Origin of the sequence: Amycolatopsis coloradensis (assembly GCF_037997115.1) — a bacterium.
In the GTDB taxonomy this organism is placed as follows: Bacteria; Actinomycetota; Actinomycetes; order Mycobacteriales; family Pseudonocardiaceae; genus Amycolatopsis; species Amycolatopsis coloradensis_A.
This window is the reverse complement of record NZ_CP150484.1, coordinates 6,269,723-6,282,549: the sequence shown is the minus strand read 5'-3', so window position 1 is coordinate 6,282,549 and position 12,827 is coordinate 6,269,723. Positions and strand designations below refer to the sequence as shown.

Sequence of the window (12,827 nt, the reverse complement as noted above, 5' to 3'; positions counted from 1 at the left end):
GTCTTGTCGAGTCTTCACTTGGGAGTCTGTATGGCGCGTGGACTGGTCGCCCTGCTCTTTGTCATGGCTGGAATACTGCTGTGGGGCACGCCCACAGCAGCGGAACAGAACTCGACTCTGCAAGGCCTCTCGATACGACCGAACCCGGCGCGGAGCCTGCCCGGCACCGCGGTCACCTTGCGGGGAGACGGATACGGGGCCTGCCCGGACTACGGCAACCGCACCGTCAACGTGTTGTGGAACGGACAAGACACGGGAGTGTCGGCGCCGATCAGCTCCAGCGGCACGTTCAGCACGTCGTTCGTCGTTCCCGCTGGCACGCCGGTCGGAGACCATTGGGTGTACGGGCAATGCCAGGACGGCGGCGACTGGGCTCGGGCGGTGGTCAAGGTGACCGCTCCGGTCTCACTTGCGGTGACCCTGTCATCAACGACCGGTGCGCCGGGCAGCAAGGTCACGGTGCGGGGCCGCGGGTTCGACACGTGTCCCGACCACGGCACGCGGCGCGCGGACGTGTTGTGGGACGGGTACGGCACCGGGGTGTCGGTGCCGATCGGCGCGAACGGCACGTTCACCGCGCCGTTGCCGGTTCCTGCCGACGCTGCCGGCGGTGAGCACCTGGTCTACGGGCGCTGTGTGGACGGTGGTGAGTGGGCGCGCGCGACGTTCTCCGTAGTACCAGCGGTGGGCAGCACGACCACGACACCGCCGACTGACGTGGCCAGGGGCCAACAGCAGCAGCCCGGAGGGACGCCTTTCATACCACCGGCCAGCTCCGGTCCGCCGTCCACGCCACCGGTCGATTCCAGCCGGCCGCCCGCACCTTCGGCCTCGCCTTCAACTCCTGGACCCGGTGTCGATGGTCGGCAGTCGGCACAGGGCGAAGAAGGCATGACCAAGGCCGAGGACGAATCCGAAGAACCATGGCAGCGGCCCGGGTTTCTCGACGCGATCCCCACACCTGGGCAAGTGTGGGAATTCCTGACGAGCGGTGGCGCACTCGCGTTGGTTATCGTTCCGCTGCTGGGATGGTTCCTGATCGGATGGCCCGCCGAGCTGTTCAACACCACCTACCGTGAGAACGAGAGCACCATCCGTCGATGGCTGCCGTTCCTGCCGAAGGAACGCCCGGCGCGCGCAACCTCGTGGCCGGTCGTGGTCGCCTTCGCGGGAGTCGCAGCGCTCCTGATGACCACGGTCCAGGTGAACGTCACGTCGCCGCGGCAGTTCGCCCCCGTCGCGTTCGGCTATTTCATCGCGATTCCGTTGGTGGTGCTGGCCTACGAGTACGCGATCGAGCAGCGGCTGCGGAGCGCCTTCGGCGGCGACGCGGCCCGGCTGCGGGTCATCGGTATGGCTCTCGTGATCGCCATCGTCTGCGCGGCGGTGTCGCGATTCTTTTCATTTCAACCGGGTTACGTGTATGGACTGCTTCTGGGATACACCATCGTGCGGGCCCGAGGTACCTGGCACGTCCGGGTGAAGGCGGAGGCCGTGCTGCGTGGTGTGGTCGTGCTGGTGGCACTTGCCGCGTGCGCGTGGCTGTTCTGGCAGTTCGGTGTCCGGGCCGCCGCCGAGAAGCCGGGTGCACCCGCGGCGCTGGTCGCGCTCGACACCCTGCTGTCGCAGATCGTCGTGCTGAGCCTGGAAACATTGGTCATCGGCCTGGTGCCGGTGCGGTTCCTACACGGCGCGATCCTGCGCCAGTGGAACCGCCGCATCTGGCTGGCCGTGTATGCGACGGTCTTAATCCTGTTCACCGTGGTGCTCATCCACTGGCGGAGCGGGACGACGTGGGGGGATGTCCTACGGTCGTTCTGGCTGTTCGCCGCCTTCTGTGTGGGATCACTCCTGTTCTGGGCTTTCTTCGCGGTCCGGGAGGCACACAAGTCGCGCAGACTGCCTTGGCACCGACTCCCTCTCCGACAACGATGAGCTCTCCGGCGGCTCTGCTGTTGGTGCAGAAACCCGCCGGGACGTCAACATGGGTTGACTTGCCCGTCGGTGGGGCAAGGTCACTTTCCGCAGGTGAGGAGGCTGGGTTGTTTGTGGAATCGTGAAGATCGCGATGTTTCCTGATGGTCGATGGCGCGATGCGGCCATGCTTCAGGGTCAGTTGCTGTCGGCCACGACCAGCCGCGTGACCCAGTATCGCTCGGCGAGGATGCGGAGCGGTGCATCAGGTTCTGGACGCGTTGCAGCTGGGAGACCGAGGGCCCGCTGGTCGGATAGACGGGGAAGTCCATGCGGGTGGCGGTGTCCGGTGCGATGTACAGGTGGCGCACCGCGAGGTCCTCCCGTGCGCCCAGGGCTTCCGTGAGGTCTTTGGCGACTTTGTGCAGGGCTCGCTGGAACGCGGGAACGGCGTCGGGGTGGTTGTCGGTCCAGGCGGTGGTGGCGACGTAGGCGGTCACCAGGTGGTGGACGAGCCAGTCGCTTAACGGGTGGCTGGTGTCCCAGGCGGGGGCCGGAATCCGCACGGGCACCGGCTGCTCGGGGCTACGGGTCTCCAGCAGCCCCAGCAGCAGCTCCGGCGCGAGCACGGTCTTACCCGCTCCTGGAGCCCCGGTGATCACCAGGCGTTTGCGGCTGCAGGGTCTGGTAGTAGTCCACGTGGCCGGACACACGGACCACACGCCTCGAAGTGGACACGCAGTGGCCGCCCTACGAGCTCGATGAATCCTCGGCGCTCGCGGCACGCTACTCCGGCTGGCACGCCTGACCGGACTCGACGGCCGGACCCCGCGAGTCGCGCGGCGTCCGGATCGGCCGGACAGCACGTGGTCGCCGGTGCGGGCCTGTTCTGCCGCCGCGGCTCACGCCAGGGCCGGCGCTGACGGATCAGGCCCTGTGGACCAGGGTCGCGCCGGTCCAGAAGTCCTCCAGGACGGCGGTGACCGACAAGTGCCGTGTCACGCACGAATAGCCGGGGACCAGCAATCCTCTCACTTCGAGTGGCAACCTGGCGGTACCTGCGACGGCGCCGTCGTCACTGATCGAATAGTCCGTCACATCCAAGGCGGTCGCGGACCTGCGAATGTTGAGAGTCGACTCGCCCTGTGTGCAAACGACATTTACGTCGGCGGTTACCTTGACGGAGATCGTGGTCACGCCGCCCTCCACCTCCACATCCACCTCCCGGAACGAGACGGTGGCGACGACGCCGTCCCAGCTGGCTTCGGTGGCCCCCGGCACGAAGTGCCCACCAGCCGCCAAAGCGGCGCTGGAGCCGCCGACCAGGAGCGCTGCGAGGACCGCCATGGTTGTCGCGGCGGCCGCGGCGAATTTCGCCAGAACCTGCCGTGCCGCCCCCAACGATCTGCGGGTCCTGTGTTGATCGCCCGGCTGCCGCCTGGTGATCAACACAGGAGTTTTCCTGGTGGAAAGCATGCTGACCCCTTTCGGTATCAATATGGATAGGAAAGGTGGCTCGTTCCCGAGCTTGCCGCGGCCGCCCATGGTGACCGAAGTACTCACAGGTTTGCTCTGGGGCGGACAGGCCGGTTCATGGGACATTCCACGCGCCACGGGCCACCCTTGCAAGAACCCGGCGGCGACTGGTGCGGTATCTGCCCGGCACCACTCGCCGCCATCGTCAACGCATCATCGGCCGGCCGAGAATTCTCGGTCAGACCGGCTCGAAGTCCACCGGGACGTCGTTGTTGTTCTGGTCCTTGGCGCCGCCGGACGCCCCATTGACAACCGTGAAGTCCTTGGTCGTTCCGTTGGAGTTCAGCCTCAACGTCTCGAAACCGATGCGCAGGGTGGACACGCCCTGCAACGCGGCAGCCGAGACTTTGAACTTGATGTCGATATTGATATCGATCAGCTGCTCGTCGCGGAGTGTCTCCTTCAGGACGCTCTGGCTGGTGTCCCGCTTGAAGCTGGCCACCCACACCTTCCAGCTGGACGACGACGGAAGATTGTAGACCTGCCACAGGCTCTTGAAATTGTGGCTCCGAAGCTTACCCTGAATGCGCCCTTCAAGATCGAAACCTACGGACTGGATCTTGATGCTCCGGAAGGTGCTGAAACCGTGGAACGCGGTGACCTCGTCGGCGGCCGCCAGTGCCCCGGTGGGGCGTCCGGCCCGAGCATCGGGAAGGATGAGGTCGAACTGGCGGTGGGTCACATCGATTGTGGACGAGCGTGACACGTCGACGGCGCCGACCGGGCTGGCGGAAGCTACGGTTCCTCCCGCGACCAAGGCCATGGCGCTGACAGCGATCGCCACCGCCGTCCGGGCGCACACTTTCCATGCACGGTTGTACATGTCCACCTCTTTCATATGTGGTGTAGATGGCGAGCCCACTGGGGCCCGTCCTTTCTTGGATACGGGCATTTAAAGAGTCGTACCGTTGCCGCATACCTCATCAGGAGATATTTGTCGGAAACTGGACGGCGATCCGCTCATGCATGGAAAACCTCCCTTGAAATCGAACCAGTTGACCTCGCGTCACTGACAGTCGACGATCTTCGGATCGGCCAGCGTCGCTCGGAAAGCTGCTACCTGAGAACATTAGGTAGCGATGAGGGGCAGAACATCGGTAGAACCCCCTACAGTCCGGGGACGGATGAGGTTCGCGCCGCCCACATACCGGATGGTGTCTGTGACGGGGCTCGGTGAACCAGCCTGAGCGTGTCCAGTAGTTCCACGGCGAGGCCGCGATCTCCAACCCCACCAGCGCCTGCCCGGGTTCGGTCAAGCAGAATTCCAGTGCGGTCCGCAGGTTGGCGTGCTCACGCTGGAGTCAGGCGAAGCAGGCCAGCTCGTCGGCCCGGCTACTCCCGCTCCGCTCGCTCAGCCAGCAGGGCGTAGTGGTCTCGATGCCGGAGCCGGACAGCGGGCCTCCCCGGCGCGTGGCCACTTCACCAGTTGGCACGCGTGTGCCTTCGACGCGTTGTGGCCAACCACGGCCCCTTACCCCGCGAGCGTTTCGGTCGTACGCTTCAGTCATGCACTGAAATCGTAATCTTGTCTCCTTCATGCTTCGCGGCGGGGAAATCTGCATCGGGCAGGGGAAATGGCAAGCAAGGAAGTTGAATGATTCAGGTGGACAACATGCGTAAACCGAGAACTTCTCTTTTGGCGATGATGGCTTGCGTGACGGGTTTGACTGTTTCCATTCCGGGAACCTCGTTCGCCGGCTTGCCCCGGCACGACTACTGCGCCCTCAACGTCGAAACTGACGCGATGTCGTGCTTCTCGACGGAGTCTGGGCTGCAGACCGCGATGTCGGCCGACGTTATGCGGGTTCGGCTCGGCACCTGGTTCGACAGAGTCAACATGGATCCTCGTGGGGGATATCTGATCTTCTTTGCGTCTCGCGTGTGTTCGCACGCCAACAACGACGTCGACCACTCTGACAGCGATCTCAGAGACAGCGACTGGAACAATCGGGTTTCCTCGCTGATCACCGCGGCCGGATGCGACTTCAGGCTCTATGACGGAATCGACTTCACGGGACACCGTACGCCCTGGATCGATTCCAGTGCCAACCTGGGTGTCTACGGCATGAACAACAAGGCCAGCTCGTACAAGATTTCGTAAGACGGCTATAAGAGCAGGTCTCGGGTGGTCATGTTCGGGGTCCTCGATCAAACGCGTGTCGCACGATCGGGCTGTCGGATCCCCGGTGCCCGCTTCGCCGACCTCGGCTCGGACTTCTGCACCCTGCGCGTGACGCCCGAACATGAGAAACGCACCACGTCCATCAACTCGAAGACCTGGGTTTCAAGGCCGCCCTCGAACTCGTTGTCTGACCACAACGCACGGCAGCACCCGGTTCCACTACGCCCCGCCGGGTCCTGATGCCTGCCCCGCTCGAGTTCGATGTTCGGGTCAGCGGCGGAGACGCGTCGATCTGCTCTGCGGCGGCGAGCGTGGCGTGGGTGCGTTCGTGGCTGGGGCGTTCGCACGGCGGCACCGGGCCGTTGATCGCCGCCCGCAGGGCAGCGGCCTCGTCCAGCAGTTGGGTTGCGTGCTCCCAGTGGCGCTCGTCGCACGCGATCGCGGCGAGCGCTTCCAGCACGCTGGCCATCCGCCAGCGGTCGCCCAGCTTTCGGTGTACGGCGAGGCTCTCCTGGAGTAGCGCGGTGGCGCCGGCCGGGTCGGTTGCATGGTGAACCAGGCCCAGCAGGTTGAGTGCCCACGCGATGACCTCCTGACAGCCGGTCCGTTCGGACGTCTGACGGGCTTTGCTCAGCAGCCGGAGCGCCCGCGCCTGGTCACCTCGGTAGTGGGCGACCGCGCCCAGGTGCAGGAGTGCGCTGGCGGTGCCTTCTTCGTCGCCCAAGTGCCGCATTCGGTGCAGGCTTTCTTGCGCCCACAGTTGGGCTGGGTCGAAATCGCCCTGCAGCCAGGCGGAGAAGGCGGACAGCTGCAAGGCCTTGGCGATGCCGCGGGCGTCGCCTGCCTTGCGGAAGGTGTCCAGCGCGCAGCGGTGGAATTCCAGTGCCCGTGGGTAATCGGCTTGCTCTCGGCAGATGGAACCGAGCAGCGAGCGGGTGCGCGCCACGCCTTCCAGGTCGTTCAGCGACTCGTACACGGCCATCGCCTGCTTGGCCTGCGGCACCGCCGCGTCGTAGTCGCACTGCAGAAAGGTGAGCGCTGCCGAGCCGTACAACGCGTTGCCCCGCAGTGTCATGCGGGCGTGCGCACCTCGGGCCAGCGCCGCGGCCAGCCATCTTCGCCCGTCCCGGTAATGCCCGCGGAGTTGGCAGTAGCGGGTCAGGGCGCCGGACAATCGCAGGGCCAGGGTCGAGTCGGGCTGGGCGACGGCCCACGCCATCGCTGCCCGGAAGTTCTCATGTTCCGCAGCCAGCCGATCAAGCCATTCCACGGCGTCGGCCCCGTCGAGGTGTTCCTGCGCCTGCTCGGCCAGTGCCAAGTGAAACTCTGCATGCCGCTGCTGCCCGTCGGCGCACTTCTCGTCGTCGGCGAATTGCTCCGTCGCGAACCGGTGGATCGTGTCCAACATGCGGTAACGGGCACTTCCGCGCTCCCTGACCACCAGTGACTTGTCGACCAGCCGTCCCAGCAGTTCGACCGCGTCGGGGTGGGGCCACAGTGCCTCGACGCCGGGCAGATTGAACCCGCCGACGAACGTGGCCAGCCGCCGGAAGAGGGCACGCTCGTCACGGTCGAGCAGGTCGTAGCTCCACTGGATCGCCGTGCGCAGGGCGCGATGCTGTGGTCGGGCGGTGCGACTGCCCGAGCAGAGCGCGGGGAAGCAGTCCTTGAGTTGCTCGGCGATCCGCGGCACCGGCAGTGCCGCGGTGCGGGCGGCGGCTAGTTCGAGGGCGAGCGGCAGCCCGTCCAATTGAGCGCAGATCGTGGCCAGCGCGCGCGGTAGCCACGTCGGTACCGATCTGGCCACCGGCGTCCCGCGTACGCTCCACGAAGAGCCGTACCGAGTCATAGCGGAGAAGCTTGTTGTACGCGGGGACGGCTTCGGGGTCGGGAGTGGCCAAAGGCTGCAGCGTGTGTACCGTTTCCCCGGGCAAGCGCAGCGTCTCCCGGCTGGTGGCCAGCACCCGCATCCCGGGACAAGCGGGCAGCAGTGCATCGACCAGGTGTGCGCAGGCATCGACCAGATGCTCACAGTTGTCCAGGACCAACAGCAGGGCATGATCGCGCAGCTGATCGACAATGCTCTCCACCGCGCCACGGCCAGCAGGCTGTGCGCGCAGGCCGAAGGCGTCGGCGACCGCCTGCGGCACGAGCTCCGGCTCGGTAAGCGGGGTCAGGTCAACGAAACACACCGGATCAGGGTGTTCTGCGGCCACGGCTGTGGCCAGACGCGTCTTGCCACAGCCACCTGGGCCGATGAGCGTCACGAGGCGTCGCCCAGCCAGGAGTCGCCCCAGCGCGGCCTTGTCCGCCTCACGGTCGATCAGGCTGGTCAGCGGCACCGGCAACCGGCGCCAGACCGGCGCATCGGTTGTCGTCCGCTGAGAGGCCTCGAGATCAAGAGTGGGATCGGCCGCCAGTATCGCCGCCTCCAGCCGACGCAACTCACGCCCCGGTTCGATCCCTAATTCGTCGACTAACGCGGTCCGGGCACGTTGAAAGGCCGCGAGTGCGTCAGCTTGGCGACCCGACCGATACAGCGCCAGCATGAGCAGTTCCCACAACTGCTCCCGGAACGGGTACCGGATCACTAACGGCTCCAACTCGCCAACGAGTTGGACATGCTCACCCAGTGTCAGCCGGGCACTGATCAAGTATTCGGTGGCGCCCAGCCGGGCCTCGGTCAGGTGGGCCGTTTCGGCACGCACCCACTCTCCCTGCCGACACTCGACCAACGGGTCACCCCGCCACAGCGCCAACGCCTGGCGCAGCAACTCCACGGCGGTCTCCGTCGCACCCCTTGCCAGCGTATCCCGACCCCGATAGACCATAGCCTCGAAACGAACCACGTCGGCCGCCTCGGCCGGGGCGAGCAGCGCATAGCCAGGCCCCCGGGCGGCGATCAACCCGGCCAAACCCGCGTTCTGCAACTGATGCCGCAAGCGTGCGAGGTGGCTGTGCAGTGTCTTCGTGGACGTCGGCGGAGGCGACTCCCCCCACAGGGCGTCGACCAGCGCCTCCCGCGACACAGTCTCACCAGGCCGTATCCCCAGCCGAGCCACCAGGGTGCGTTGAACAGGCCCGTGCAGCACCACCGGAACACGCGACGCAGCCATCTCCAGCGGCCCCAACAGCCGAATATCAATATTCGCTGACATCACGCGCTCCACACGGCTAGCCCCAGAATCCGGCAGTCCAGCTGTCCCGGAGATCTCCACACTATCGGAAATTCTTGGGTCAAGATGAACTGAAAGTCGATTCAATAGCGAGGCAAGATGTCGTGAAGTCGCCGACAATGGCACAAACTCGCCAATGGCGCAGGCTTTTGCGTTGCCGGAGGCGCCGATGATGTCTCTATGTTGGAGGCCTGCGCTTGCCGAAAATGTCATCCGCGCAGGTCATGGATCTTGCGGGCGAGAACTCATCTACCGGGACTCCATGCCAATCTCCAATACCGTCTGGTAGGGGCGAAATGCCCGCGTCGCCCTGAACAGACGCTATTCCATGCTGAGCTCACTTCGCAGTGTCACTGATCATGAGCTGCCAGGTGGTTGCTTCGAGTGTCGTTCATTCCGATCAGGAGAATGCGACCTGGCTCGGTGAGTTCGGCCGGAACACGGCGGCCCGGTCCGGTCGGTGTGGCGGCGCGTATGAGGCCGGTATGCGCGAGTTGACGGGATGCGCTCTGATCGCAGCACGACAGTCCGTCGACGAAGAGATCGGGTTCCCGGCTGGCGGTCATTTCGGCGCGGCCTGCGGCGACGGCGCGGAGCATGGCCAGTTCGCGATGGGAAAGCGCCAGAGTCGGCGCGGTGACAGCAGACACGATCGTGTTCCTTTTGCGGGAATGGTCCTTCACAGGCAGGACTCGGAGGAGTGGTCCGAGCTGTTTGCCGTCATGGGAACAGCAACTGGCTGTGGCTCGGTTGCACGGCTCGCAGCCGTCGTGCAGCCGAGCCACAGCTCAGGGGGATTGAACTGCGAGGCGATCACAGCTGGAGCGAGCAAGGATCGCTCTCGACAAAGAATCGGGGAAGGGCATGCGTGGTTATGGCGTAGTACCCGGGGACAGTGCCCGTCGTCTGGTGGGGCGGGAGCGAGAGCTAAGGCTGCTCGAGCACGTGCTTGATCGTTCGCGCGACAAGGTGGCCCGAGTGATCGAGCTCGTGGGCGAGCCGGGTATCGGCAAGTCCAGGCTGTTGGGTGAGGTGCGGGCGGAGGCGGGGCGTCAGGGTTGGATGGTGCTGGCCGGTCATGCCACGGAACTGGAACGCCACAATTCCTTCGGGGTATTTCTGGATGCGTTGGGTGACCGTGTGGCCTCGCTTGACCCATCGGAGCTCGCTGGGCTCGGGACGGAACTGGTGCGTGAACTCGCGATGGTGTTTCCGGATGTTTCAGTGCCGCGGGACTGCGGGGAGGCCGGGCACGAGCGCATGGTCCTCGGGGTCGAGCGTCACAGGTTGCACTTGGCGATACGGGCCCTGCTGGAGCATCTGGCGTCTCCGTCCGGGCTGGTCCTCGCCCTCGACGATCTGCATTGGGGAGATGCCGCATCGTTCGAGCTGCTGGGATATCTGCTGCGCCACCCGCCATGCGGGCCCGTAGTGCTGGTACTTGCCTACCGTCCCCGACAACGACCTGCCCGGCTCGCCGCCGTGCTCACTCAAGCCACGCGGGGTGGGGTGGTTCGCCGGATCGAGGTCCGTCCGCTCAGCCTTGACGAAGTCGTCGACTTCCTCGGTCCCGATGTCGACCTGGCCCGGTGCCAGGTCCTGCACCAGGCCAGTGGCGGCAACCCGTTCTACTTGGAAGCGCTGGCCCGTGCGCCCAAGGAGTGGTTGCCTTCGGTGGCGGGGACGAAGCAGCGGCCGAGTGCTCCGCCGACTGCCCGATCACGAAGCAGTGTGTTGTCGCTCGATGGTGTTCCCTCCGTCGTTCGCGCGAGTCTGCAAGCCGAACTGGCGATGTTGCCTGAACGGGTCCGCTTGATGGCCCACGCGTCCGCTGTGGCCGGTGATCCCTTCGAGCCTGATCTCGTGGCCGCGGTCGCGGGACTGAGTCGTCAGGAGGCCGGCCTGGCTCTAGACGAACTGGTCGCCCGTGATCTCGTCCAATCGGCTGACCCGGGCCGTTTTTCATACCGCCATCCGATAGTGCGCGCTGCCGCATACGAGGACGCCGGCGCTGGTTGGCTGGTACAAGCTCATGCCAGGGTGTGGAACACCCTGGAGGAGCGGGCGGCTTCGGTGGTACGGCGTGCGCCCCATGTCGAGCATGCGGCGCTTCCCGGGAATGACAAGGCGATCGCGGTGTTGGTGGCTGCCGCCACGGCGGTAGCCGGCCGGGCACCGGCCGATGCCGCGCATTGGCTGTCCGTGGCGCTGAGGTTGTTGCCCGATGAGGGCGAGGGCGACATGCGTCGCCTGGAGTTGACCATGGACATGGCGAGGTTCCTGGGGATCAGCGGCCAGTTGCTGGCGGCTCGGGATGTCCTGCATGAGGTGTTGCGGCTGCTGCCGCGCACGGCGGCGGATCGGCGGGTCCGGGCGGTCTCGTTCTGCGCCGCGCTCGAACACCTCCTGGGTCGGCACGCCGAGGCACGAGCTCTGCTGCTGGCGGAGCTTCGCGGGTTGCCACAGGTAGAGGATGGCGCCGCGACGGCGCTGAAGCTCGGACTGGCGGAGGCGAGCCTCCGCCGTGGCGACGTCGCCGATGCTCGTAGGTGGGCGGGCACCGCTCACATGCTCGCCTGTCGCCATGAAGATCGCCCCGCACGGGCGACCGCCGCCAGTTTCGGGGCCTATGCCGACTATCTCGCTGAGGACATTCCAGCTGCGCTGGAGCATCTTGACTATGCGGCTCTGCTGGTCGACGGACTGACCGACGGCGAGCTGGCGCAGCGGCTGGACAGCGTGGCATGGCTCGGTTGGGCGGAGTGCGATCTGGAACGCTGTGACACGGCAAGGCGGCATATCGAACGCGGCCTCGCGCTGGCCCGGGCCACCGGTCAAAACTCTCTGCTGACCGGGCTGCTCGTCGGTTGTGGCAATGTGTTGCTATCGCAGGGGCTGTTGACGCAGGCGAAAGACTGTTTCGTCGACGCTGAAGAAGCGGCATTGTTGGTGCGTAGCCCGTGGTTGCGCGCGTTCGCGCTCGCGATGCGGTGCCGGGTGATGGCGTTGACTGGAGAGGTCGAGCAGGCCCTGCGTTCGGGGCGCGAAGCGTGCCGCCTCGCCGAACCACCTGGCGACTGGCTGTCACTGTGGACTGCCAAGTTCCTCGCACACGCCCACTTGATGGCCGGCGACCCCGGCGGGTGTTCGTCCATTCTGGACATCGCCGGTAGCAGCCCGGAGCTATCGTTGGTGGATCCGGCGCGTCGGCCAGCCTGGTTCGAGTTCTTCACAACCGCCGCCCTGGCCTTGGGGCGTACGGCGGAGGGCGGACAATGGGCGGAGCGCGCCGAAGCAGCGGCCACCAGCCTGGTAGCGCTGCCGGGTCGCAGGGCGTTCGCGCGACTGGCCCGCGCCAGAGTGCTGTACGCCTGCAGCGACCCGGCACGCGCCAGCACGACGGCCCGGACGGCTGCCGCGGAATTCACCAAGGGCGGTAATCCGCTCGACGCGGGCCGAGCCTGGCTGGTCGCCGGCACAGCGACCGCCGCCGCTGGAGAACGGTCCCGCGCCCTGGACGAACTGGAACAGGCTCGCGTCTTGTTCGCCCGCTGCGGCGCAGGCGGACTGCGGGAGCGAGCCGTTCGCGAACTGCGCAGGCTGGGTCGTCGGGTGCCACGCGGCGTTACCGGACAACGTAATCCTCGCGATGCCGTCGGGCCGGCCGCGCTGACCCCCCGGGAGAAAGAGGTCGCCAACCTGCTGGTCACGGGGATGACCAGCAGGCAGATCGCCGCGAATCTGTACCTGAGTACCCGGACCGTCGAGCACCATGTCGAGCACATCATCGCCAAGCTCGGCGTCACATCCCGAGCAGGCGTCGCCGACGCGTTGGTCATGGCCGGTGGCGATGTAGGCAGTGCTCCGGATGTCTCTCGTTCACGTCGACAGGCATCCTGAACTCCTCGGCCGGTGCCGCCGACCGGCAGGGAGGGCGAGGGCGGCGTGAAACGCGCTGGGGGTGCGCTTCACGCCGGTCCCGCTCTCGCGGCTTCGTTTGCGAACCACTTCCGAATCGGTATTTCACTCGCGCCCGACAGGTCGACGATCGCTCGGTTGCGCACTGTGTTCACGGATCC

9 protein-coding genes are annotated in these 12,827 nt (G+C 66.0%); 3 read left to right on the top strand and 6 right to left on the bottom strand.

Going from position 1 to position 12,827, the window contains the following annotated elements; genetic code table 11:
• The first annotated feature begins 30 nt into the window (after nt 1-30).
• Nucleotides 31-1,935 (top strand): FGLLP motif-containing membrane protein, encoded by a 1,905-nt coding sequence (locus tag LCL61_RS29315; RefSeq protein ID WP_340682743.1) that lies wholly within the window; start codon nt 31-33, stop codon nt 1,933-1,935.
• An 80-nt stretch (nt 1,936-2,015) separates the two neighbouring features.
• Here the strand turns inward: LCL61_RS29315 and LCL61_RS29310 are convergent, their stop codons facing one another.
• From LCL61_RS29310 to LCL61_RS29300, 3 genes are all read right to left on the bottom strand, one after another.
• Nucleotides 2,016-2,543 (bottom strand): hypothetical protein, encoded by a 528-nt coding sequence (locus tag LCL61_RS29310; protein WP_340682742.1) that lies wholly within the window; start codon nt 2,541-2,543, stop codon nt 2,016-2,018.
• Between the two features lie 298 nt (nt 2,544-2,841).
• Nucleotides 2,842-3,390 (bottom strand): hypothetical protein, encoded by a 549-nt coding sequence (locus LCL61_RS29305; protein WP_340682741.1) that lies wholly within the window; start codon nt 3,388-3,390, stop codon nt 2,842-2,844.
• A gap of 238 nt (nt 3,391-3,628) precedes the next feature.
• The gene (locus LCL61_RS29300; RefSeq protein ID WP_340682740.1) at nt 3,629-4,273 is read right to left on the bottom strand and encodes a hypothetical protein; all 645 of its coding nucleotides are present in this window, start codon (nt 4,271-4,273) and stop codon (nt 3,629-3,631) included.
• Between the two features lie 771 nt (nt 4,274-5,044).
• Between LCL61_RS29300 and LCL61_RS29295 the strand changes: the two genes are divergently transcribed.
• Nucleotides 5,045-5,551 (top strand): hypothetical protein, encoded by a 507-nt coding sequence (locus LCL61_RS29295; protein WP_340682739.1) that lies wholly within the window; start codon nt 5,045-5,047, stop codon nt 5,549-5,551.
• 163 nt (nt 5,552-5,714) lie between these two features.
• Here LCL61_RS29295 and LCL61_RS29290 read toward each other — a convergent pair whose 3' ends face one another.
• The 3 genes from LCL61_RS29290 to LCL61_RS29280 form a co-directional block, all read right to left on the bottom strand.
• The gene (locus LCL61_RS29290; RefSeq protein WP_340688703.1) at nt 5,715-6,647 is read right to left on the bottom strand and encodes a tetratricopeptide repeat protein; all 933 of its coding nucleotides are present in this window, start codon (nt 6,645-6,647) and stop codon (nt 5,715-5,717) included.
• Nucleotides 6,648-7,137: 490 nt separating this feature from the next.
• The gene (locus LCL61_RS29285; RefSeq protein WP_340682738.1) at nt 7,138-8,730 is read right to left on the bottom strand and encodes an AfsR/SARP family transcriptional regulator; all 1,593 of its coding nucleotides are present in this window, start codon (nt 8,728-8,730) and stop codon (nt 7,138-7,140) included.
• Nucleotides 8,731-9,098: 368 nt separating this feature from the next.
• The gene (locus tag LCL61_RS29280) at nt 9,099-9,347 is read right to left on the bottom strand and encodes a hypothetical protein (protein ID WP_340688702.1); all 249 of its coding nucleotides are present in this window, start codon (nt 9,345-9,347) and stop codon (nt 9,099-9,101) included.
• Nucleotides 9,348-9,612: 265 nt separating this feature from the next.
• Here LCL61_RS29280 and LCL61_RS29275 point away from each other — a divergent pair, with 265 nt between their 5' ends.
• On the top strand, nt 9,613-12,648 hold the full coding sequence (locus LCL61_RS29275; RefSeq protein WP_340682737.1) for a helix-turn-helix transcriptional regulator: 3,036 nt from the start codon (nt 9,613-9,615) through the stop codon (nt 12,646-12,648).
• The last annotated feature ends 179 nt before the right edge of the window (nt 12,649-12,827 follow it).